The organism is Amycolatopsis sp. NPDC004368 (assembly GCF_053602515.1).
The window spans coordinates 14,008-35,590 of the sequence record NZ_JBSGDT010000041.1; the positions used below are offsets into that span (position 1 = coordinate 14,008).

Annotated in this window: 22 protein-coding genes; 11 read left to right on the plus strand and 11 right to left on the minus strand. The window is 71.0% G+C overall.

What is annotated here, in order from left to right:
• Positions 1-111: 111 nt before the first annotated feature.
• The 7 genes from pheT to infC all read right to left on the minus strand — a co-directional run bounded on the left by pheT (position 112) and on the right by infC (position 6,352).
• Complete coding sequence (pheT, locus tag ACWEOE_RS36060; protein WP_452017266.1) at positions 112-2,685, minus strand: phenylalanine--tRNA ligase subunit beta; 2,574 nt, start codon at positions 2,683-2,685, stop codon at positions 112-114.
• The gene (gene pheS / locus ACWEOE_RS36065) at positions 2,685-3,740 is read right to left on the minus strand and encodes a phenylalanine--tRNA ligase subunit alpha (protein ID WP_452017268.1); all 1,056 of its coding nucleotides are present in this window, start codon (positions 3,738-3,740) and stop codon (positions 2,685-2,687) included. The genes pheT and pheS overlap by 1 nt, the downstream gene beginning before the upstream one ends.
• 151 nt (positions 3,741-3,891) lie before the next feature.
• Complete coding sequence (locus ACWEOE_RS36070) at positions 3,892-4,149, minus strand: hypothetical protein (RefSeq protein WP_452017270.1); 258 nt, start codon at positions 4,147-4,149, stop codon at positions 3,892-3,894.
• Positions 4,150-4,210: 61 nt separating this feature from the next.
• A complete protein-coding gene (locus ACWEOE_RS36075; protein ID WP_452017358.1) occupies positions 4,211-5,020 on the minus strand; it encodes a TrmH family RNA methyltransferase in 810 nt (269 codons plus the stop codon).
• Positions 5,017-5,394 (minus strand): 50S ribosomal protein L20, encoded by a 378-nt coding sequence (gene rplT, locus ACWEOE_RS36080; protein ID WP_220241958.1) that lies wholly within the window; start codon positions 5,392-5,394, stop codon positions 5,017-5,019. Before rplT ends, ACWEOE_RS36075 begins: the two co-directional genes overlap by 4 nt.
• A 63-nt stretch (positions 5,395-5,457) precedes the next feature.
• Positions 5,458-5,652 (minus strand): 50S ribosomal protein L35, encoded by a 195-nt coding sequence (gene rpmI / locus ACWEOE_RS36085; protein WP_086672342.1) that lies wholly within the window; start codon positions 5,650-5,652, stop codon positions 5,458-5,460.
• 79 nt (positions 5,653-5,731) lie between these two features.
• Complete coding sequence (infC, locus tag ACWEOE_RS36090) at positions 5,732-6,352, minus strand: translation initiation factor IF-3 (RefSeq protein WP_452017360.1); 621 nt, start codon at positions 6,350-6,352, stop codon at positions 5,732-5,734.
• A 222-nt stretch (positions 6,353-6,574) separates the two neighbouring features.
• Here infC and ACWEOE_RS36095 point away from each other — a divergent pair, with 222 nt between their 5' ends.
• The 3 genes from ACWEOE_RS36095 to ACWEOE_RS36105 all read left to right on the plus strand — a co-directional run bounded on the left by ACWEOE_RS36095 (position 6,575) and on the right by ACWEOE_RS36105 (position 8,676).
• Positions 6,575-6,934 (plus strand): DUF1844 domain-containing protein, encoded by a 360-nt coding sequence (locus tag ACWEOE_RS36095; protein ID WP_452017273.1) that lies wholly within the window; start codon positions 6,575-6,577, stop codon positions 6,932-6,934.
• Positions 6,935-7,033: 99 nt separating this feature from the next.
• Complete coding sequence (locus ACWEOE_RS36100; protein WP_452017275.1) at positions 7,034-7,681, plus strand: GntR family transcriptional regulator; 648 nt, start codon at positions 7,034-7,036, stop codon at positions 7,679-7,681.
• Complete coding sequence (locus tag ACWEOE_RS36105) at positions 7,678-8,676, plus strand: 1-aminocyclopropane-1-carboxylate deaminase (RefSeq protein ID WP_452017277.1); 999 nt, start codon at positions 7,678-7,680, stop codon at positions 8,674-8,676. Before ACWEOE_RS36100 ends, ACWEOE_RS36105 begins: the two co-directional genes overlap by 4 nt.
• 48 nt (positions 8,677-8,724) lie before the next feature.
• Here ACWEOE_RS36105 and ACWEOE_RS36110 read toward each other — a convergent pair whose 3' ends face one another.
• The 3 genes from ACWEOE_RS36110 to ACWEOE_RS36120 are packed head-to-tail and all read right to left on the minus strand — an operon-like array spanning position 8,725 to position 10,837.
• Positions 8,725-9,108, minus strand: coding sequence for a RidA family protein (locus ACWEOE_RS36110; protein ID WP_452017279.1), 384 nt, complete (start codon positions 9,106-9,108; stop codon positions 8,725-8,727).
• The gene (locus tag ACWEOE_RS36115) at positions 9,108-9,866 is read right to left on the minus strand and encodes an IclR family transcriptional regulator (RefSeq protein ID WP_452017281.1); all 759 of its coding nucleotides are present in this window, start codon (positions 9,864-9,866) and stop codon (positions 9,108-9,110) included. Before ACWEOE_RS36115 ends, ACWEOE_RS36110 begins: the two co-directional genes overlap by 1 nt.
• Positions 9,863-10,837, minus strand: coding sequence for a sugar kinase (locus tag ACWEOE_RS36120; RefSeq protein WP_452017283.1), 975 nt, complete (start codon positions 10,835-10,837; stop codon positions 9,863-9,865). Before ACWEOE_RS36120 ends, ACWEOE_RS36115 begins: the two co-directional genes overlap by 4 nt.
• Before the next feature lie 126 nt (positions 10,838-10,963).
• Here ACWEOE_RS36120 and ACWEOE_RS36125 point away from each other — a divergent pair, with 126 nt between their 5' ends.
• The 8 genes from ACWEOE_RS36125 to ACWEOE_RS36160 all read left to right on the plus strand — a co-directional run bounded on the left by ACWEOE_RS36125 (position 10,964) and on the right by ACWEOE_RS36160 (position 21,038).
• Complete coding sequence (locus ACWEOE_RS36125; RefSeq protein ID WP_452017285.1) at positions 10,964-12,268, plus strand: amino acid deaminase; 1,305 nt, start codon at positions 10,964-10,966, stop codon at positions 12,266-12,268.
• Positions 12,268-13,863, plus strand: a complete 1,596-nt coding sequence (locus ACWEOE_RS36130) for an N-acyl-D-amino-acid deacylase family protein (RefSeq protein WP_452017287.1) — start codon at positions 12,268-12,270, stop codon at positions 13,861-13,863. The genes ACWEOE_RS36125 and ACWEOE_RS36130 overlap by 1 nt, the downstream gene beginning before the upstream one ends.
• Positions 13,860-15,251, plus strand: a complete 1,392-nt coding sequence (locus ACWEOE_RS36135) for a GntP family permease (RefSeq protein ID WP_452017288.1) — start codon at positions 13,860-13,862, stop codon at positions 15,249-15,251. The genes ACWEOE_RS36130 and ACWEOE_RS36135 overlap by 4 nt, the downstream gene beginning before the upstream one ends.
• Before the next feature lie 77 nt (positions 15,252-15,328).
• Positions 15,329-16,465: a lactonase family protein gene (locus ACWEOE_RS36140; protein ID WP_452017290.1), complete on the plus strand. Its 1,137-nt coding sequence runs from the start codon at positions 15,329-15,331 to the stop codon at positions 16,463-16,465.
• Between the two features lie 73 nt (positions 16,466-16,538).
• Entirely contained in the window at positions 16,539-17,822 is a 1,284-nt protein-coding gene (locus ACWEOE_RS36145) for an extracellular solute-binding protein (RefSeq protein ID WP_452017292.1), read from the plus strand.
• Positions 17,822-18,778 (plus strand): carbohydrate ABC transporter permease, encoded by a 957-nt coding sequence (locus ACWEOE_RS36150; protein WP_452017294.1) that lies wholly within the window; start codon positions 17,822-17,824, stop codon positions 18,776-18,778. The genes ACWEOE_RS36145 and ACWEOE_RS36150 overlap by 1 nt, the downstream gene beginning before the upstream one ends.
• On the plus strand, positions 18,769-19,647 hold the full coding sequence (locus ACWEOE_RS36155; RefSeq protein ID WP_452017296.1) for a carbohydrate ABC transporter permease: 879 nt from the start codon (positions 18,769-18,771) through the stop codon (positions 19,645-19,647). Before ACWEOE_RS36150 ends, ACWEOE_RS36155 begins: the two co-directional genes overlap by 10 nt.
• A 2-nt stretch (positions 19,648-19,649) precedes the next feature.
• The gene (locus ACWEOE_RS36160) at positions 19,650-21,038 is read left to right on the plus strand and encodes a beta-N-acetylhexosaminidase (RefSeq protein WP_452017298.1); all 1,389 of its coding nucleotides are present in this window, start codon (positions 19,650-19,652) and stop codon (positions 21,036-21,038) included.
• A gap of 2 nt (positions 21,039-21,040) precedes the next feature.
• On the opposite strand, the gene ACWEOE_RS36165 is transcribed toward ACWEOE_RS36160, so the two are convergent.
• A complete protein-coding gene (locus tag ACWEOE_RS36165) occupies positions 21,041-21,454 on the minus strand; it encodes a hypothetical protein (RefSeq protein ID WP_452017300.1) in 414 nt (137 codons plus the stop codon).
• Between the last annotated feature and the right edge of the window lie 129 nt (positions 21,455-21,583).

Genomic DNA, 21,583 nt, shown 5'->3' on the forward strand with positions numbered 1-21,583 from the left:
GGGCACCGAGGGGAAACGCCGACTACGGAGAAACGGCAATGGGCCGGAAACTCCGCGGTGAGGCGGTGTCTCCGGCCCACGGGACCGAGGTCCGTCAGGTGCCGTGCGGGGTCAGGCGCGCAGCGTGGCGCCGAAGCGGGCGCCAGCGGCGGCGACGGCGGTGTCGCGGGCCTGGGTGGCCTCGTCGACGGTCAGGGTGCGGTCCGGGGCCCGGAAGCGGAGCTTGTAGGCCAGGGAACGGTTGCCTTCGCCGACTTGGGTGCCGGTGTAGGCGTCGAAGAGGGTGATGTCTTCGAGGAGGTCGCCGGCGGCGGTGCGCAGGACGTCGGCGAGGTCGGCCGAGGGGACGTCGGCCGAGGCGACCAGGGCGACGTCCAGCAGGACCGGCGGGTAGGCCGAGACGCTCGGCGCCGGGCGGGAGTCCGGGAGCGGGATGGCGTCCAGGTCGAGCTCCATGGCGACCGTGCGGGGTGGCAGCCCCAGTGCCTCGACGACCTTGGGATGCAGCTCGCCCGCGTGGCCGATCGGCCAGTCGCCCACGCGCAGCTGGGCGCAGCGGCCCGGGTGCCACGGCGGCAGGTCCGCGGCCTGGACCGTGAGCTCCACGCCGGCGGCCTCGGCGACCAGGCGGGCGGCCTCCACGGCGTCGGCCCAGCCGGCCGGTTCGCCCTTGCCCCACCAGCCGGCGCGGCGGCGCTGGCCGGTGAGCACGACGGCGACGTGCACGGGCTGGGCGGGCACGGCGGCCTCCAGCACGGCGAGCTCCTCGTCGCTCGGCCGGTGGTCGACGCCGAGGTCCGGCACCTTCAGCTGGTGCGGCTTCGGCAGCACGACCTGGCCGATGTGGAAGAGCGACACGTCCTTCATGCCGCGGGACACGTTGCGCTGCAGCGTGTCGAGCAGGCCGGGCAGGAGGGTGGTCGACATGCGGTCGCGGTCGGCTTCGAGCGGGTTGCGCACGCGGACGGTCTTGCGGCGCACGTCGTCTTCGGGCAGGCCGAAGTCGTCCCACACCGAGTCGCCGACGAACGGGAAGGGCAGGACCTCGACGTGGCCGGCCTCGGCCAGGGCGCGGGCCACGCCGCGGCGGCGCTTCTGCTCCTCGGTGAGGCCGCGGCCCGCGGGCGCCGCCGGCAGAACCGACGGGATGCTCTCGTAGCCCTCGAGCCGCAGGACCTCTTCGACGAGGTCGGCGGGCTGCACGAGGTCGGCGCGCCAGCTGGGCGGGGTCGCGGTGACCGACGAGATCCCGGCGTCGCTGGTGCTGACCTGGACCTTGCAGCCGATCTGCGTGAGCCGCCGGACGGTGACGCCGCGCTCGTAGCGCACGCCCGCCACCTGGTCCGGCAGGTTGATCGGCATGGTGACCGGCGCGAGCGGGGTGACGCCACCCTCGTCGGTGCGGCCGGGCTGGATCGCGCCCTCGCCGTACTGGCGCAGCAGCCGCGCGGCCAGCTCGACCGCGGCCGCGCACAGCGCCGGGTCGGTGAAGCGCTCGAACCGCTTCGCCGCCTCGGAGAACAGCTTGTGCCGGCGCGCGGTGCGGCTGATCGACGCGGGGTTCCAGTGCGCCGCTTCGAGGAGCACGTCGGTGCTTTCCGGGGTGATCTCCGTGCTCGCGCCACCCATGGTGCCCGCGAGCGAGATCACGCCGGAGTCGTCGGCGATCACGATGTCGTCGGCGTCGAGCGTGCGCACGACGTCGTCCAAAGTGGTCAGCTTCTCCCCCGCCTCGGCGCGCCGCACCACCAGGTCGCCCTGGATGGCGGTGGTCGCGAACGCGTGGAGCGGGTGGCCGAGCTCGAGCATCACGTAGTTGGTGACGTCGACGGCCAGCGAGATCGAGCGGATCCCCGCCAGCATGAGCCGGCGGCGCATCCACCACGGCGACGGCGCCGTGGCGTCGAGGCCGGTCACCCGCCGCAGCACGAACCGCGGGCAGCCCTCCGGGTCCTCGACCCGCACCGGCCACGCGTCGCCCTCGGCCTCCGGGACCTCCAGCATCGCCGGGTCGCCGAAGGGCACGTCGAGGGCGTTGGACAGCTCGCGCGCGAGGCCGCGGATCGACAGCGCGTAGCCACGGTCGGGGGTCGGCGTGACCTCGATGACGGTGTCGGTCAGGCCCAGCAGCGCGATCGCGTCGTCGCCCGGGCTGGCGGTGCCTGGCGGCAGCACGAGGATGCCGGTGTGGTCGTCGCCGAGGCCGAGCTCCTTTGCGGAGCAGATCATGCCGTCGCTGACCTTGCCGTACGTCTTGCGCGCGGCGATCGAGAAATCGCCGGGCAGCACGACGCCCGGCAGCGCCACGACGACGAGGTCGCCCTCGGCGAAGTTGCTCGCGCCGCAGACGATACCGCGGGTCTTGATGCCGTGGGGGCCCTCGTTCTCGATCGGGCCCTCGTCGTCGTCCTCGTCCTCGTCGTCGGAGCCCGCCGCGGCGGTGTCCTCTTCGGACTCCGGCTCCTCGCCGACCTCGACGCGGCAGAACCGCACGGGCTTCTTGAAACCCGTGAGCTCCTCGATCTCGGCGACGCGCCCGACCACGAGCGGGCCGGTCACCGGGCCGAGCTCGCTCAGCTCGTCGACCTCGATCCCGATCCGCACGAAGGCGTCGGCCAGGTCCTGGGGCGTGACCTCGTCACCCACGTCGAGGTGCTCGGTCAGCCAGCTCACCGGGACTCGCACTACGCCTCCGTTCCGAAGGGAAGGGTGAACCGGACGTCGCCTTCGACCATGTCGCGCATGTCCGGGATGCCGTTGCGGAACTGCAGGGTGCGCTCGATGCCCATGCCGAACGCGAAACCCGAGTACACCTCGGGATCGACGCCGCACGCGCGCAGCACGTTGGGGTTGACCATGCCGCAACCACCCCACTCGACCCAGCCGGGGCCGCCCTTCTTCTCCTCGAACCACACGTCCACCTCGGCGGACGGCTCGGTGAAGGGGAAGAAGTGCGGGCGCAGCCGCGTCTTGGAGCTCTCGCCGAACATCGCGCGCGCGAAGGCGTCGAGCGTGCCCTTGAGGTGGGCCATGGTGATGCCCTTGTCCACAGCCAGGCCCTCGACCTGCGTGAACACCGGCGTGTGCGTGGAGTCGAGCTCGTCGGTGCGGTAGGTGCGCCCCGGGCACACGACGTAGACCGGCAACTCGCGGTGCAGCAGGCTGCGGGCCTGCACGGGCGAGGTGTGCGTGCGCAGCACCAGCCCGGAGTCCTCTTCGCCCACGTAGAACGTGTCCTGCAGCTGGCGCGCCGGGTGGTCCTTGCCGAAGTTCAGCGCGTCGAAGTTGAACCACTCGGCCTCGAGCTCGGGGCCCTCCGCGACCTCGTACCCCATCGCGACGAACGCGTCGGCGACGCGCTCGGAGATGGTGGCGATCGGGTGGCGCGCCCCGCGCGGGACCTGGTCCCACGGCAGCGTGACGTCGACGGCCTCTTCGCGCAGCACGTGCTCGTCGCGCTCGGCTTCCAGCACCGCGCGACGCTCGTCGAATGCGGCCTGCGCGGCCTGGCGGGCCTCGTTGACGCGCTTGCCGGCTTCGGCCTTCTCCTGCTTGCTCAGCGCGCCGATCGCCCGGCGGGCGAGCAGCAGCGGCGCCTGGTCCCCGAGGTGCGCCGGCTTGACGGCGGCGAGCGCCTCCAGGTCGGTGGCACCCGCGAAGGCCTCTTCGGCCGCCTTGATCGCCGCGCGCAGGGTTTCCGGTGCGAGCACGTCGACCGGCTGTTCTGTGGCTCCGGACATGACTCCTCGGCGTCCGCTGGGACGGGTTGGGCGGCAGCGCACGGGCAGGCAGCCGCACGTGCACATCGGGCAGCCCAGTCTAGGGGATCGGCCACCGGCCCCGGCCGCTCACCCTCCGCTTGCGACCCGCCCGCGCCGGCCGCCCCCGGACTCAGGCGGGATCTCGCCGGCGGGGCAGCTGCATGCCGTGCAGGTTGGCGTAGGCGGCCCGCTCCGGCTGCCACCACCCGGCCCGCGGTTCGCCGGGGATCCGGTAGAGCAGGATCGGGGTCAGGACGGTGCCCACGGCGGCGCCGACGCGGCTCACCGACGTGCCGACCCCGACCGCGGTGGCACGCACCTGCAGACCGATGGACGCGTCGCCGACATTGGTGAAGCCGGGGCCGTCGAGGCCAAGTGCGGCCGGCATGGCGGGCCGGAGGCGTAGATCGGCAGGATCGAGCACGTCCGGAAAACGAGGCCGGCGCCGACTAGGGGCCGCGGTGCGCGGCCATCGCGGAGGTGTACACGCAGACGGCGGCGGCAGTGGCCAGGTTGAGGCTCTCCGCCCTGCCGTACAGGGGAATTCGCACGGCCTCGTCCACAGAGGACAGCACCGGCTCGGACAGGCCGTGGGCCTCGTTGCCGAAGATCCACGCGGTGGGCTCGCCGAACGTCACCGCTTCGAGGGAAACCGACGCGTACCCGTGGGCCGCGAGCGTGCGCAGCCCGGCGGCGCGCAGCGAGGACAGGACCGACGGAACGTCGCGGACACGCGCCAGGGGCACGTGGAAGGTCGAACCCGCGGCGGCGCGCACGCTCTTGCCGTTGTGCGGATCGACGGTGTCGCCGGCCAGGATCACCGCGTCGGCGCCCGCGGCGTCGGCCACGCGGATCACGGTGCCCGCGTTGCCGGGTTCGGCGACGTCCACGAGGACGACCACGAGACGGGCTTCGGTGAGCACCGTCTCCACCGGACGGTCGACCAGGGCGCAGACCGCCACGATCCCCTGCGGGGTCACGGTTTCCGACAGACCCGCGGCCGCGCGGTCGGTCACCAGCGAGACGGGGACGCCGGCCGAAGCGACGAGCTTCGCGTGCGCGGCGGCCGCGCGCTCCGTGACGAACAGTTCGTACACGGTGCCGTGGGCCAGCGCGGCCTCCACGGCGTTGACGCCTTCGGCCAGGAAACGGCCGGTTTTCTCACGTTCCGCGCGCCTCGTGAGCTTGCGCGCAGCAACGACCCGGGGGGTCCGTTCGGTGAACGGATCCGCCCCGGGTCGCGGAAAGCTGCCGGTCAGGCCGACTTCGCTTCGCCGGTGTTGACGTTCGCCTTGGCGAGCTCGGCGAGCGCGGTGAAGGCGGCGGCGTCGTTGACCGCGAGGTCAGCGAGGATCTTGCGGTCGACCTCGACACCGGCGACCTTGAGGCCCTGGATGAACCGGTTGTAGGTCACGCCGTTGGCACGAGCGGCCGCGTTGATGCGGGTGATCCACAGCTGGCGGAAGTCACCCTTGCGCGCACGGCGGTCGCGGTAGGCGTAGTTGAGCGAGTGAAGCGTCTGCTCCTTGGCCTTGCGGTACAACCGCGAACGCTGGCCGCGGTAGCCGCTGGCCAGTTCGAGAGTTGCGCGACGCTTCTTCTGGGCGTTGACCGCCCGCTTGACGCGTGCCACTGGTCCATCCTGTCGGTTCGGGGGGCGAGGTGACCCCGGGGGTGAGTGAGAAAGAGTGCGGGCTCAGATACCGAGCAGGCGCTTGACGCGGCCGGCTTCGGTCTTGGCGAGCTCCGTGGTGCCCTCGAGGCGCCGGGTGAGGCGGTTGGACTTCTTCTCCATCAGATGGCGACGGCCGGCCTTCTGGCGGCGAAGCTTGCCCGTGCCCGTGACGCGGATCCGCTTGGACGTACCGCTGTGCGTCTTCATCTTCGGCATGGTTGTTCTGTCCTCTTCCGTGCGGCGGCACACCGGTGCCCCGGTGTGCCGCTGACTGTGCTGGGCGCTGAGGGAGGCGTCAGGCTTCGGGAACCGGTTCCGGTTCGGCCTTCACGACCTTCGGCTTCACGTTCTTGTGCGGGGCCAGCACCATGATCATGTTGCGACCGTCCTGCTTGGGCGACGACTCCACGAAGCCCAGCTCGGTCACGTCGTCGGCCAGCTTCTGCAGCAGCCGGAAACCGAGCTCCGGCCGGGACTGCTCGCGCCCACGGAACATGATCGTGACCTTGACCTTGTTGCCGGCCGCCAGGAACCGCGACACGTGACCCTTCTTGGTCTCGTAGTCGTGCTGGTCGATCTTCGGACGCAGCTTCTGTTCCTTGATGACGGTCAACTGCTGGTTGCGGCGGGACTCGCGGGCCTTCTGCGCGCTCTCGTACTTGAACTTGCCGAAGTCCATGAGCTTGCATACGGGCGGGCGGGCCTGAGGCGCGACCTCGACGAGGTCGAGATCGTTCTCCTGTGCCAGCCGCAGCGCATCTTCGATCCGGACGATGCCGACCTGCTCGCCGTTGGGTCCGACGAGCCGGACTTCCGGCACCCGGATACGTTCGTTGATGCGTGTCTCGGAGCTGATGGGGCCTCCTTGGTCCGAGTGACTACTTCTCTTCTCGACCTGGTGCCCACAATGACTCAGGCCCCGTCACCGGCATCCAACCGGTTCACGGGGCCCGCTCTGTCTCCGATCGTGCCCGATCACGAAGGATCGAACACTTCGCCGCGGTGAAGGATGTACCGACATCCACCACTTCGGCGAGACCGGACCCGGACACCTGAGGCGGTGACGCGGGTGGGAGCGGGGCTCCACTTGCCGCCCCCGATTCCTCGAGGGCTGGTCGCTCGTGGAAGGGTACCAGACGTGTCAGAACAACCTTCCGAACAGCCCCCCTATTCCCCGGACGTCCGCGACCTGGAGGACATCCCGAGCGTCGAGGTGATCAGCCGCGCGGCCGTGATGCTGATGTCGGCCGCGGCCGAACGCCTGGGCCTGGCGGACGCCGACCCGGACACCTCGCCCCACCGCGACCTCGACGAGGCCCGCCGGCTCATCACGGCGCTGGCCGGGCTCGTCACGTCGTCCGTAGAGTACCTGGGCCTGCACGCCGGCCCGTTGCGCGACGGACTGCAGTCGCTGCAGAGGGCGTTCCGCGAAGCCTCGGCCGTCCCCGACGCGCCGGGCCAGGGCCCGGGTGAGAAGTACACCGGCCCGGTCCACTGACCGTTCGCCTTCTTCACGCCCGTCCGCCCACTCGCGGACGGGCCTTCACCGTTCCGGGGTCCTTGCCGCGGAGTCCACGAGACATCTAACATGTTAGATGTGAGTCCGCTCCCCAAGGTCACCCGCCCGCTGCTGCGCGACGAGGCCTACGACCGCATCCGCCAGGCCATCATCGACGGCAGCCTGGCGCCGGGCACCCCGCTGCGCGACGCCGACCTTGCCGAAGAGCTCGGTCTGTCGCGGGCCCCCGTGCGCCAGGCATTGCTGCGCCTGGCCGGCGACGGGCTCGTCGAGTCCAAGCCCCAGAGCTACACGCGGGTGGCCGCCCTCGCGAGCGACGAGGTGCGCGACGCCGTGCAGCTGGTGCGCGCGCTGCACGAGTTCGCCGTCCGCCAGGCCCTCCCCCGGCTCGGCGCGCGGCAGGTCGCCGAGATGCGTGCGGCCAACGAACGCTTCGCCGCTGCGGTGGCCGAAGGGGACGCGGCCACGGCGATCGCGGCCGACGACGAGCTGCACGACGTGCCCGTGCGCGCGTGCGGCAACCGCGCCGTGGCCGCGACGCTCGACCGCTACACCCCGCTGCTGCGCCGGCTCGAGTACGCGCGCTTCAGCTCCCTGCCCGCACAACGCTCCGTGCGGCGGCACACCGAACTGATCGCCGCGATCGAAGCCGGCGACGCCGAGACCGCCGCCGCTCTCACCGCCACCATCTGGTCCGACCTCGAAGCCACCCTGGAGACCCTGTGAGCCTCGCTGACTTCCCGCGTTTCCCGCTGCTGATCGGCCCGTCGCCGGTCCACCGCCTCGACCGCCTCACCGAGCACCTCGGCGGCGCGACGGTGTGGGCCAAGCGCGAAGACCTCAACTCCGGGCTCGCCTACGGCGGCAACAAGACCCGCAAGCTCGAGTACCTCGTGGCCGACGCGATCGCCCAAGGTGCCGACACGCTCGTGTCCATCGGCGGCGTGCAGTCCAACCACACGCGCCAGGTCGCCGCCGCGGCGGCGCGCTCGGGGCTGAAAGCCGTGCTGGTGCAGGAAAGCTGGGTCGACTGGCACGATCCGCTGCACGACAAGGTCGGCAACATCCAGCTGTCGCGGATCCTCGGTGCCGACGTGCGGCTCGTCGACGCCGGGTTCGGCATCGGGTTCAAGGAGAGCTGGGAGCAGGCGCTCGAGGAGGTCACCGCGGCGGGCGGGAAGCCGTACGCGATCCCGGCCGGCGCGTCGGACCACCGGCTCGGCGGGCTCGGGTTCGCCGGCTGGATCGCGGAGCTCGAAGAGCAGGAACGCGCGCTCGGCGTCTTCTTCGACACCGTGGTGGTCTGCTCGGTCACCGGCAGCACGCAGGCCGGCATGGTCGCGGGCGCCGCGCTCGGCGAGCGGCCGCGGCGGATCCTCGGCATCGACGCGTCGGCGAAGCCCGCCGAGACCCGCGACCAGATCACGCGCATCGCGAAGAACACCGCCGAGCTCATCGGCGCGCCGGGCATCGACGAAGTGCTGCTCGACGAGCGCTACCACGCCGGCGTCTACGGCATCCCCGACGAGCCCACCCTGGACGCGATCCGCACGGCGGCGCGGCTCGAGGGCATGATCACCGACCCCGTGTACGAGGGGAAGTCCATGGCCGGCCTCATCGATCTGGTGCGCCGCGGCGAGATCCCGGGTGCGTCGAACGTGCTCTACGCGCACCTCGGCGGCCAGCCGGCGATCAACGCCTACACGAGCGTGCTGGGCTGACCCGACAACGCCTGGGCCCGCCAGTGCGACGAGCCCAGGCGTACGGCGTCAGTCCAGCACGCAGAGCACGTCGATCTCCACGAGGAGACCGCCGGGCAGCCCGACGTAGACGGTGGTGCGGGCCGAGTGCGGACCTTCGCCGATCAGCTCGTTGTAGACCTCGTTGAACGGCGCGAAGTGGCTCGTGTCGGTGAGGTACACGCGCACCATCACCGCGTCGGCCCAGCTCGAACCGGCCTCGGCGAGCAGGGCCTCGATGTTCGCGAACACCTGCCGGGTCTGCGTCGCGATGTCGTCGCCGACGATCGCGCCGGTGGCCGGGTCGAACGCGACCGTGCCCGCGACCTGCAGCAGGTTGCCCTTGCGGACGGCCTGCGAGAACTTCGCCGGCGGCTTCGGCGCCTTCTCGGTCGTGATCGCCGTCTTGCCCATCAGATCCCCTTTCCGTTCCCCGTCCATCCACTGTGGACGGAAGCCTCCCCGGTGGCGGCCAGCAGCTCGGGCACGAGCGCGAGCAGGCCCTCGTAGTCCAGCAGTACCTTCGGCACCGACATCGACGCCGCGGCCAGCACTTCGCCGCCCGCGCCGCGCACCGGCGCCGCGATGCAGTGGATGAAGTCCTCGTGCTCGGCGTTGTCCACGGCGTAGCCGCGTTCGGCGACGTGCGCCAGCTCGGTCAGGTACGCCTCGGGCGAGGTGATCGTGTTCGGCGTGAGCACCACGTAGTCCAGCGACCGCGCGATCTCCTCGCGCCGCGCCACCGGCATCGCGGCCACGAGCACCTTGCCGACGGCGGTGCAGTGCAGGGGCGCGCGTTTGCCGATGCGCGAGTACATCCGCACGGAGTGGTGGCCCTCGAACTTGTCGATGTACACGACCTCACCGTCCTCATAGGACGCGAGGTGCACGGTGTGGCCGGTGCGAGTGTTCAGCGCGGCGAGCGCGTCGTGAGAGCTGCGCCGCACGTCGAGCCCCTCCAGCGCCTGGTTGGCGAGGTCGAACAGCGCGCTGCCGAGCCGGTAGTGCCGGGCCCCCTCGCGGCGCACGAAGTGGTGCGACTCGAGCGTGCGCAACAGGCGCAGCACCGTCGTCTTGTGCACGCCGATCTCCTCGGCGAGCTCGTCGAGCGTCTTCGCGCCACGGGCGAGCCCGGTCAGCACGGTCAGCGCCCGGTCCAGGCTCTGGCTCACCTCACCACCACACCCTCTCCCGTCAGGCGGGCCGCGCACCACTGCTCGGCGTCCGCGCGCAGCAGCGTGTCCACCACGGCCGCGGGCAAGGGCGCGCCGACGTCGTCCTGGGTCAGCAGGGTCGCGGCGGCCTGGAGGTGGCCGCGGCGCAGCCGGGTCGTGGGATCCGCGCCACGCAGGGTGGCGGCGAGGAAGCCGGCCGCGAACGCGTCGCCCGCACCGACCGGCTCGACGACGTCCACGCGCAGCGCGGGTTCGAACACCGGCGCGGCGTCGCCCTCGACGAGCGTCGCGCCGCGTTCGCCGTGTTTCACCACCAGCGTGCGCGGGCCCGGCAGCAGCTCGCGCAGCCGCGCGGGGTCACCGGTCCCCCACACGCGTTCGGCCTCGTCGTCGCCGGTCAGCACGAGGTCGGCGAGCCCCGCCAGCTCCCCGAGCACGGCGACGTCCTGCCCCAGCGCGGGCCGGTGGTTCACGTCGAAGGACACCAGCCGATCGCCACGCGGGGAGGCGAGCAACGCGCGCACGAGCGCCAGGCAGCTCTCCGACAGCGCGGGCGTGATCCCGGACAGGTGCAGCACGCGCACGCCGTCCAGCCGCAGCCGCACGGCCAGGTCCGGACCGAGCGCGGACGCGGCCGAACCGGTGCGGTAATAACGCACCGGGCTGCCCTGCGCACCACTTTCCTTGACGTACAAGCCCGTCGGCCGCGCCGGATCCGTCTCGACACCGCTCACGTCCACGCCGGCCGAGGCGATCTCCCGCACCAGCGCGCGACCGAACGGGTCGTCGCCTACCGCGCTGACCCAAGCGCTCGGCACCCCGAGCGCCGGCAGGTGGCACGCGACGTTCGACTCGGCGCCCCCGAAGGTGCGCAGCCAGCTGCGCACCCCTTCGGGCGGGCCGGGTTCGGCCGGCACGAACAGGGCCATCGACTCCCCGATGCAGAGCACTTCGGGCGGGCTGGTCACTGACTTTCTCCCCGTTCCGTCACCCCGTTGACCTGTGGCGGACCGGATGCTACACCTATTGCGCGCATTTTGCGCAACGTCCGTTGCAACATACGCAATCTCCCGCGACCCACGAGGTCTGAATCGATGAACAGCTCCGAGCACACCGCCTTGACCGCCGCCGTCCGCGCGGGCCGGAACGAGAAGATCGACTGGCGCTTCCGCTCGATCACGCCCGCGCTGGCCGGGCTCACCCTCGACGAGGCCGCGGCCCGGCGCGCGAACTTGTTCGCCGACGGCTTCTTCGGCCCGTTCGTGGTGCTCGACGCCGCGGCGGTGGAGCACAACCTCGCCACCATGGCCGCGTGGTGCGCCCGGCACGGGATCGCCCTGGCGCCGCACGGCAAGACCACGATGGCGCCCGAGCTGTTCGCCCGCCAGCTGACCCACGGCGCGTGGGGCGTGACCGCAGCCAACGCCGGGCACCTGCGGATCTACCGCGCGTTCGGGGTGTCGCGGATCCTGCTGGCCAACCAGCTCGTGGACCCCGCGGGCCTGCGCTGGCTCGCCGCCGAGCTGGCGGCGGACCCGACGTTCGAGTTCGTGTGCTGGGCCGACTCCGTGCGCGGTGTCGAGCTGATGACCGAGGCACTGGCCGGGTCCGCGCGGCCGGTCGACGTGCTCGTCGAGCTCGGCGGCGCCGGCGGACGCACGGGCGTGCGCGATCCGGAGACGGCCCTGGCGGTGGCCGAGGCCATCGCGAAGAGCCCGGCGCTGCGGTTGCGCGGCACCGGCGGCTACGAAGGCGCGCTGTCGCACGACACCGATGACGCCGCGCTCGCGAAGATCAGTTCCTATGTGGACACCCTGCGCGACTCGGCGATCGCGTTCACGGAAAAGGGCCTGCTCGCCGAAGGTCAGGTGTACGTGACGGCCGGCGGTAGCGCGTACTTCGACCGCGTGGCCCAGGAGCTCACGAAACCGTGGCCGGCCGGGATGGACGTGCTGCCGATCCTGCGCAGCGGCGCGTACGTGACCCACGACGACGGCTTCTACCGCGAGATCTCGCCACTCGGCGTCCACCCGCGCCTGACCGGCGTCGAACCGTTCCACGCCGCGCTGCACGCCTGGGCGCAGGTCACCTCGAAGCCCACCGACGAGCTGGCCCTGCTCACCGCGGGCAAGCGCGACCTCCCCTACGACGAGGGCATGCCGGAACCCCAGCTGCTGCGCAAGGACGGCGTCGTCACCGAGCTGCGCGGGCACACCGTCACGAAGCTCAACGACCAGCACGCATTCCTCGCGTTGCCCGCCGGTTCGCCGGTCGAGATCGGCGACTGGGTGCGGCTCGGGCTTTCGCACCCGTGCACGACGTTCGACAAGTGGCCGCTGCTGCCGCTGGTGGACACCGACGGCGAGACGGTCGTCGACTTCGTGCGGACGTGGTTCTGATGGATCTGGTCTTCCGCGGCGCCGAGGTCGCGGACGGGACCGGCGGCCCGATCACCCGCCACGACGTCGGGATCACCGGCGACCGCATCGCCGAGATCACCGAACCCGGCTCGCTCACGGGAAAGCGCGTGCTCGACGCCGACGGGCTCGTGCTCGCGCCCGGCTTCGTCGACATGCACTCGCACTCCGACCTGCAGCTGCTCACCCAGCCCGATCACCTGGCGAAGGTGTCGCAGGGCGTGACCACGGAGGTGCTCGGGCAGGACGGCCTCTCGTACGCACCCGTCGACGACGCCGTGCTCGAGGCCTTGCGCCGGCAGCTCGCCGGCTGGAACGACGATCCGGCCGGCTTCGACTGGAGCTGGCGCTCGGTCGGCGAGTACCTCGACCGCCTCGACCGGGGCATCGCCGTGAACGCCGCCTACCTCGTGCCGCAGGGCACGGTGCGCATGCTGGCCGTCGGCTGGGATAACCGGCCGGCGACCGAGACCGAGCTGAACCGGATGAAGCAGCTGATCGCGACCGGCCTCGAAGAAGGTGCTTTCGGGCTGTCGTCGGGGCTCACCTACACGCCGGGCATGTACGCGGACACGGCCGAGCTCGTCCAGCTGTGCCGCGTGGTCGGCGAGCACGGCGGGTACTACAGCCCCCACCACCGCAGCTACGGCAAAGGCGCCCTGGAGGCGTTCTCCGAGATGGTCGACGTATCGCGCCGCGCCGACTGCCCGCTGCACCTGGCGCACGCAACGATGAACTTCTCCTTGAACAAGGGCAAGGCGCCCGAGCTGCTGAAGCTGCTCGACGACGCGCTCGACGCGGGCGGGGACATCACGCTCGACACCTACCCGTACCTGCCGGGCGCCACCTACCTGTCGGCACTGCTGCCGAGCTGGGCCACCGAGGGCGGGCTCGACGCGACACTCGCACGACTGTCCGATGCGGACACCCGCGAACGCATGCGCGTGGAGATCGAGGAGACCGGTTCGGACGGCGCCCACGGCGTGCCCATCGACTGGTCCGGCATCGAGATCAACGGCGTGCGCCGCCCCGAGAACGCCGGGCTGGTGGGCCACAGCGTCGCCGAATCCGCGCGTCGGCAAGGCAAAGCGCCCAGCGAGCTGTACTTCGCCACGTTGGTCGACGAGCGGCTCGGCACTTCATGCCTCATGCACATCGGGCACGAGGAGAACGTGCAGGCCATCATGCGCCACCGCACGCACACCGGCGGCTCCGACGGTCTGCTCGTCGGCAACCGGCCGCACCCGCGGGCCTGGGGCACGTTCCCCCGCTATCTCGCCCGCTACGTCCGTGAACTGGGCGTGCTCGGGCTGGCCGACTGCGTCGCGCACCTCACCGGGCGCGCGGCGCGGCGGCTGCGGCTCGCCGACCGGGGCTTCGTCCGCCCCGGGTACGCGGCCGATCTGGTGTTGTTCGATCCCGCCACGATCACCGACACCGCGACGTTCGACAACCCGCGGCAGCCCGCCACGGGAATCTCCCACGTCTTCGTGAACGGCGTCGCCGCGATCGAGGACACCCACCCCACCGGCGCCCTCGCCGGCCATTCCCTTCGTCACCCCGGGAGGGGCCGATGATCCACTGGCTGCAGACCACGACCGGCGGTCTGCTCACGCTCGCGGCGGTGTCCATCGCCGTTCTGCTCGTGCTCATCATCAAGGTCAAGGTCGAACCGTTCATCGCGCTGATCGTGGTGGGCGTGCTGACCGCGCTGGCCGCCGGGCTGCCGGTCGGCACGCTGGTGGGCACCGCGCAGAAGACGTCGGACTCCTTGCTGGAAAAGGGGTTCGGCAGCATCCTGGGGCACATCACGGCGATCATCGGCCTCGGCACGCTGCTCGGGTCGATTCTCGAACGCTCCGGCGGCGCCCGCGTGCTCACCTCGGCACTGCTGCGAGCGTTCGGCGAGAAACGCGCACCGCTCGCGATGGGCCTGTCCGGTCTGATCTTCGGCATCCCGGTGTTCTTCGACATCGGCATCTTCGTGCTCGCGCCCCTGGTCTACGCCGCGGCCAAGCAGGGCGGCCGCTCGATCGTGCTGTACGCCATGCCGCTGCTGGCGGGTCTGTCGATCACCCACGCGTTCATCCCGCCGCATCCCGGGCCGGTCGCGGCCGCCGGGCTGCTGCACGTGGACCTCGGCTGGCTCATCCTGATGGGTGCCCTCTGCGGCATCCCCGCTTGGTTCGTCGGCGGCATCCTGTACTCGACGTGGATCGGCAAGCGCGTGAACGTGCCGCTCGCGGAGGAGTTCGCGAAGCTCGCAGGCGACGACGACGAAGAGGTGACCGACCCGCCGTCGCTGGGGCTGGTCAGCGGCATCATCGCGATTCCGCTGGTGCTGATCCTCGTGGGCACGTTCGGCAGCATCGTGCTGCCCAAGAACTCCGGTACCGCCGCGGTTGCGGCCTTCCTGGGCACCCCGGCCATCGCGCTGACGATCGCGACGCTGCTCGCGTCTTGGCTGCTGGGCCGCCGCCGCGGCATGACCGGGGCGGACCTCGCGCAGCTGTCGACGAACGCGCTGCGGCCGGTCGCGATGATCCTGCTGGTGGTCGGCGCCGGTTCCTTCTTCGGGGCCGTGCTCTCCGCGACCGGCATCGGCAAGGCCGTGGCGGGTTCACTCGGCGACGCGGGCTTGCCGGTGATCCTCGCCGCCTACATCATCAGCTGCGGCATGCGCATCGCGCAGGGCTCGGCGACGGTCGCGATCGTGACCACCAGCGGCATCGTCGCACCGACGGTGGTGGAGCTGCACTACTCCCAGCCGCAGCTGGCCCTGATCGTGATCGCGATCTCCGCGGGCTCGATCATCGCCTCCCACGTGAACGACGGCGGGTTCTGGATCGTGTCGCGCTACTTCGGCCTTTCCGTGCCCCAGACGCTGAAAACGTGGACCGCGCTCGAAACAGTCCTTTCCGTGAGCGGCTTCGCCGTGGCAGCATTGATCATGGCAGTGGTCTGAACCATAGATCGAACCAACTGAACCCCCAGCTGCCTGATCCACCTGACCGGTCCCCTCACCTCTCGGGAGAAACCACGATGGCAGGACTTTCCCGTCGCACGTTCCTCGGTGCCACCGGCGCCGCCGGCCTCGGCACCGTGCTCGGCGCGCAGCTCGCGAACGCGGCACCGCTCGGCTGCCCGCGAGCCGACGCAACCACGGCGTACGTCGGCAGCTACACCAGCACGCCACCCGCCGGGCACGGTCTCGACGTGGTGAGCCGTTCGGGTTCCGCGCTCGCCCCGGTGCGCACCGTGGCCGGAGTGCCCGACGCGTCGTGGTTCGACCGCAGCCGCGACGGCCGCACGCTGTACGTGACCAACGAGGGTGACCCGAACGGCGCGATCTCCGCCCTCGACGTCACCACGGCCACCAACCCGAAGCTGCTCGGCTCCGTGTCGTCGCACGGCAGCGCGCCGACGCACCTGTGCGTGCACAGCAGCCAGAAGTTCGTGCTGGCGGCCAACTACGGCTCGGGCAGCGTGGTCGTGCTGCCGATCCTCGCGGGCGGCGAGCTCGGCCAGGCCACGGATCTGCAGCAGCACACCGGCGCCGAGCGCGACGCGCACGCCCACCAGGTGGTCAACGACCCGACCGGCCGGTGGGTGCTGTCCGTGGACCTCGGCGCCGACTCGGTCTACGTGTACTCGCTCGACATCGGCAGCGGGAAACTCGCGCTGCACCAGCAGGTCACGCTCCCGTCCGGCGCCGGGCCGCGGCACCTGGCGTTCCACCCGAACGGCCGCTACGCCTACCTCGCACAGGAGCTGCGGCCGGAGATCACCGTGCTGTCCTGGGACGCGGCGGCGGGCCGGCTCACACCGCTGGCGGTCGTCCCGGCCGTGCCCACCGGGAGCACCGGCGACCTGTTCCCGGGCGAGATCACCGTCTCGAAGGACGCGAGGTTCGTCCACGCCACCGTGCGCGGCCCGAACACGATCGCCACGTTCGCGGTGTCCGGCGGCGGCACCACCTTGAAGCTGGTGTCCAGTGTGGACACCGGGGGCAACTGGCCGCGTCACCTCGCGCTCTCGCCCGACGAACGCTGGTTCTACGTGTCCAACCAGCGTTCGGGCACCGTCACCTGGCTGCCCCGCGACCCGGCCACGGGCCGGCCCGGCGCGGTCGCCGGCTCGCTCGCCGTGCCCTCGGTCAACTCAGTTTTCTTCGCCTGACCCGGCGTCGCTCGTGGCGCGGCAGACCGACCGGTCCGCCGCGTGGCGAGCCCTACCCTCTGGGAGCTCAACGATGAGAATCCGTCGCAGCATCACCGCGTTCGCCGCGCTGGCCCTGCTGGCCGGCTGCGCCCCCACCCAGTCCGCGCCCGCCGCGGCCGGCGGTGACGACCAGACCGGCACCCTGCGGGTGTGGCTGTTCGACGAGGCCAGCCGCGCACCCAAGGAAGCGGCCGTGAAGGAGGCCATCACCGAGTTCAAGGCCGCGCACGCCGGCGTGGACGTCGACGTGCAGTGGGTGCCGGTCGAGGGCCGCGCCGACAAGTTCTCGGGCGCGTTCAACGATCCCTCGAACGCCCCGGATGTGGCCGAGTTCGGCAACACCGACGTCGCGAGCTACGCGCAGACCGGCGCGCTGAGCGACCTCACGGGCGACATCTCGTCGTGGAGCGAGGGCAAGGATCTCCTGCCCACGGTGCTCGACACGGCGAAATCGGGCGGCAAGACCTACGGCCTGCCCTGGTACACCGGCATCCGCGCCCTCTACTACCGCACCGACGTGTTCACCGAGCTGGGTCTCAAGCCGCCCACCACGCTCGCGGAGCTGACCGACGACGCCCGCAAGATCCGCGCCGCGAAGCCCGACCTCTACGGCATCTCCACCGGCGGCAAGTACACCTACGCGCTCCTGCCGTTCGTCTGGGCCAACGGCGGTGACGTGGCCGAGTCGGATGGTGGCAAGTGGACGTCCACTGTGGAGTCGCCGCAGACCAAGGCCGGGATCACGGCATACGCGAACCTGCTCAAGGACGACATCTGCCCGCCCGCCGCGTGCGCGAACCTCACCGGCACGCAGAGCGTGACGGCGTTCGCCGGCGGCAAGGCCGGCATGACGATCGGCGGTGACTTCAACCGCAAGGCCGTCGAGCAGGGCGCGGTGAAGGGCAAGTACGCCGTGGTGCCGCTGCCGGGCACCACCCCGGGTTCGGTCGCCCCCGCGTTCGCGGGCGGCAACCTGCTGGGCGTGTTCGGCGCGAGCAAGCGCCACGGGCTCGCCGTGCAGTTCGCCGAGCTGCTGGCCGGGGCGAAGTACCAGGAGAAGATGTACAACGCGATGGGCAACCTGCCCACGCTGAAGAGCGTGCAGGAGAAGCTCGCGGCGAGCGACCCCACGCTCAAGCCCTTCGTGGACACCCTCGCCGCCGGCACGAAGTTCGTGCCGAGCACACCCGGCTGGTCGAAGATCGACAGCCAGAACGTGCTGCCCACCGCCGTGCAGCAGATCGCGACCGGCGGCAAGGACGTCGACGCCGCACTCGCCGACGCCACCGCGGCGATGAACAAGAACTTCGGCTGATGGTCACGTCGCGGCTGCCCGTCGCCGTGCCGGCCCCGCCCGCGCCCCGTGCGCGCCGGCGACGGCGGGACGGCCGGGCGGCAATGTTCTACTTGCTGCCCGCGGGCATCCTGCTGGCGGCCCTGCTGGTGTACCCGATCTACCAGCTGGTGCTGATCTCGTTCTACGACTACGGCCAGCCCCAGGCCGCGGGTGCCGCACCGCTGGTGTTCCTCGGCCTCGACAACTACGCGACGCTGCTGCAGGACGTGCAGTTCTGGGACGTGCTCGCGAAGACCGTCGGGTTCGCGGCCGCCTGTGTGGTCGGCAGTCTCGTGGTCGGCACCGCGCTGGCGGTGCTGGCCTCTCGCGTGCGGGCGGTGCCGCGGACGCTGCTGTTCCTCGCCGCGCTCGGCGCGTGGTCGACACCCGCGATCGCCGGCTCGTACGTGTGGCTGTTCCTCTTCGACACCGACTTCGGCCTCGTGAACGAGGTGCTCTCGGGCATCGGCTTCACCGGCATGGCGCACCACTCGTGGACGTTCGGCACCTTCGGCGCGTTCGGGCTCGTGGCCGCCGAGGTGATCTGGTGCTCGTTCCCCTTCGTGCTGGTCACGATGTACGCCGGGATCAAGGCGGTTCCCGAGGAGGTCCTCGAAGCCGCTTCACTCGACGGCGCGTCGACGTGGCGCAGCACGCGGACGATCGTGCTGCCGATGGTGCGGCCACTGCTGATGATCGCGACGATCCAGTCGATCATCTGGGACTTCAAGGTGTTCACCCAGATCTACGTGATGACCAACGGCGGTGGCGTGGCCGGGCGCAACCTCGTGCTCAACGTCTACGCCTACCAGCAGGCCTTCGCCGGGCAGGAGTACGGCCTCGGCTCGGCGATCGGAGTCGTGATGACGCTGCTGCTCCTGTCGATCACCGGGCTGTACGTCCGGTCGCAGCGCCGGAGCACGGCATGGCTGTGATCACGGTGAAGCCCCGCACTCGCCGCGTGCGCCGGCCGGGCCGGCTCGTGGCCGAGATCGTGACGGTCGTGGTCGCCGGGCTGGTGGCGTTCCCGCTGTACTGGATGGTGCTCTCGGCGTTCAAGCCGGCGGGTGAGATCCAGACGGCGAACCCGAAACCGTGGACGCTCGCGCCTTCGCTCGAGAGCTTCCAGCGTGTGCTCACGGTGTCGGGCTTCGGCCGGTTCTTCGTGAACAGCCTGCTGGTCGCCCTGGCCGTGGTGGTGCTGTCGCTGCTGCTGTCGTTCCTCTCGGCGGTGGCGCTCACGCGGTTCCGCTTCCGCGGCCGCACGGTGCTGCTGGTGATGATCCTCGTGGCGCAAATGGTGCCGGTGGAGGCGCTGACGATCCCGCTGTTCTTCCTGATGCGCCAGATCGGCGCGGTCGCGCCGGCGTTCGGCCTCAACGAGCTGGGCTCACTCGTGCTGGTGCACCTGGCGTTCAGCCTGCCGTTCGCGATCTGGATGCTGCGCGGGTTCGTCGCGGCGGTGCCGGTGGAGCTGGAGGAAGCGGCGAAGCTGGATGGGGCTTCGCGGATGCGGTTCACGTGGCAGATCCTGTTCCCGCTCGTGGCACCGGGGCTGGTAGCGGTGAGCGTGCTGGCGTTCATCCACGCGTGGAACGACTTCCTGTTCGCGAAGACGTTCATCATCTCCAAAACCGAGAACCAGACGCTGCCGCAGGCCATCCTGGTGTTCTTCAAACCGGAGGACACCGATTGGGGCGCGGTTATGGCGTCGTCGACTCTCATGACGATCCCGGTGCTGGTGTTCTTCGTGTTGGTGCAGCGCCGGCTGGTGTCCGGGATGTCCGGCGCGGTGAAAGGCTGATCATGCCCGGGTTCGAGACCCTGCTCCCCCGTCTCGTGTCGGTGACCGCCGCGCCGGGCGTGTGCCCGTGGCCGGCGCCGGTGACCGTGCTCTCGGCGCCGGATCTGCCCGCCGAGGGCTACCGGCTGACGATCACCCCGCGCGGCGTGACGCTGGCGGTCGCCGACGCGGCGGGCGAGGTGTACGGCCGGGAAACGGTGCGTCAGCTCGCCGGGCCCGACGCGTTCCGCGCCGCGTCGATCCGCTCCGGGCTCACGCTGCCGTGCGGTGTCGTGGAGGACCACCCGCGCTTCGGCTGGCGCGGCTGCCTGCTCGACGTCGCCCGGCACTTCCGCACGAAGGCCGAGGTGCTGCGGTTCGTCGACCAGCTGGCGGCGCACAAGCTCAACGTGCTGAACCTGCACCTCACCGACGACCAGGGCTGGCGGATCGAGGTGCCGCGCTTCCCCCGCCTCACGTCGGTCGGCGGCTGGCGCCGCTCGTCCATGGTCGGCCGCCACGACGGCCCCGAACGCGACGACCGCCCCCACGGCGGCTTCTACACCACCGACGACCTTCGGGAGATCGTCGCGTACGCCGCTTCTCGCGCGGTGACGGTGGTGCCGGAGATCGACGTGCCGGGCCACGCCCGGGCGGCCATCGCCGCCTACCCGGAGCTCGGCCCGGATCCGACGGCGCGGTGGGAAGTCTGGACGTCGTGGGGCATCAGCACCTCGCTGCTGGCCCCTTCTCCGTCCACTTCGGATTTCTTCCGCGCGGTTTTCGACCACGTGCTCGACGTCTTCCCCTCACCGGTGATCGGCCTCGGCGGCGACGAGGTCCCGGGCGCGACCGAGGCCCACGGGGGTTTCGTGCGGGACCTCGCCGCTCATCTGGTGTCCCGCGGCCGGCGGCCGTTGGGCTGGGACGAGGTGCTGGAGGTCCCCGGCCTGCCGCCCATGGTGATCGGGGCGTGGCAGTCGGAGGCTCGCGGCGCGCTCGCCGCGTCCGCTGGGCACGACGTGGTGCTGTGTCCGGAAGAGCGGGTGTACCTCGATCACCGGCAGTCGGATCATCCGGACGAGCCCATCCCCGTCGGGTACCTGCACACGTTGCAGGACGTGTACGGCTACGAGCCTGCTCTGGCCGGTCCTCATCTGCTCGGTGTGCAGGCCCAGGTCTGGTCTGAACACCTCGACACGGCGCGACGCGTGGATTATGCGGCGTTCCCGCGGCTGAGTGCCTTCGCGGAGGTCGCTTGGTCTCCGGGGCGTCTTGACTTCGCCGAGTTCCTGGCCCGGCTGCGGGATCATCACCTGCCGCGGCTGGATGCGTTGGGGGTGGAGTACCGGCCGCTCGAAGGGCCGCACCCGTGGCAGACCCGGCCTGGTGTGCCGGGGCGGCCTCGTTGAACTCAGCGGCGTTTGTTGTCCCGACGGACGATGTGGGGGCCGGGTTTGTCGTCCGCCGATGTGCGGATCGCGCGGACACCGATCGCGGATGACCAGCCGAATGCGGTGAAGGTGGTGGTGAGGAAGCCGCCGATGAGGAGCACTGCAGCGGGTGCGGTGAGGGTTGTGGTCACGACCAGGAGTGCGCCGGCTGTCAGGGTCAGGATTGCTGCTGCGAAGCCCAGGGCCCATTGGCGCCGTGTTTGCCGTAGTCGCTCGGAGGAGGCGATGCGGAGTTCGACTTCGGTGCCGCACCAGTTGCATCGGGTTGTGGTGGAGGAGAAGCCGGTTTCGGGGCGGTGGACGGTGAGTGGGGAGAGGTGTTCGGGGCGCTGGGTGCTTCGTTCGTCCGAGAGGTGACGCAGGTGTAGATCCACGGGGCTCCCACGGTGAGGGTGGATTGGAGTGGAACGGTACTCCTCGGGGAGGTGGTGGGGTGATTGGTGCTGAATGGCGCTAGTCAGGTCGCCGCCTGCAGCCGAGCGCCCCTACCGGCACGTCGGCTA

Excerpts from the sequence above, each read along its gene's own strand:
- ACWEOE_RS36155 (WP_452017296.1), top strand. The coding sequence starts at position 18,769 with ATGGCTGTGATCACGGTGAAGCCCCGCACTCGCCGCGTGCGCCGGCCG.
- ACWEOE_RS36130 (WP_452017287.1), top strand. The coding sequence starts at position 12,268 with ATGGATCTGGTCTTCCGCGGCGCCGAGGTCGCGGACGGGACCGGCGGC.
- ACWEOE_RS36070 (WP_452017270.1), bottom strand. The coding sequence starts at position 4,149 with ATGCCGGCCGCACTTGGCCTCGACGGCCCCGGCTTCACCAATGTCGGC.
- ACWEOE_RS36135 (WP_452017288.1), top strand. The coding sequence starts at position 13,860 with ATGATCCACTGGCTGCAGACCACGACCGGCGGTCTGCTCACGCTCGCG.
- pheS (WP_452017268.1), bottom strand. The coding sequence starts at position 3,740 with ATGTCCGGAGCCACAGAACAGCCGGTCGACGTGCTCGCACCGGAAACC.
- ACWEOE_RS36125 (WP_452017285.1), top strand. The coding sequence starts at position 10,964 with ATGAACAGCTCCGAGCACACCGCCTTGACCGCCGCCGTCCGCGCGGGC.
- ACWEOE_RS36110 (WP_452017279.1), bottom strand. The coding sequence starts at position 9,108 with ATGGGCAAGACGGCGATCACGACCGAGAAGGCGCCGAAGCCGCCGGCG.
- ACWEOE_RS36140 (WP_452017290.1), top strand. The coding sequence starts at position 15,329 with ATGGCAGGACTTTCCCGTCGCACGTTCCTCGGTGCCACCGGCGCCGCC.
- ACWEOE_RS36160 (WP_452017298.1), top strand. The coding sequence starts at position 19,650 with ATGCCCGGGTTCGAGACCCTGCTCCCCCGTCTCGTGTCGGTGACCGCC.
- rpmI (WP_086672342.1), bottom strand. The coding sequence starts at position 5,652 with ATGCCGAAGATGAAGACGCACAGCGGTACGTCCAAGCGGATCCGCGTC.
- ACWEOE_RS36150 (WP_452017294.1), top strand. The coding sequence starts at position 17,822 with ATGGTCACGTCGCGGCTGCCCGTCGCCGTGCCGGCCCCGCCCGCGCCC.
- ACWEOE_RS36145 (WP_452017292.1), top strand. The coding sequence starts at position 16,539 with ATGAGAATCCGTCGCAGCATCACCGCGTTCGCCGCGCTGGCCCTGCTG.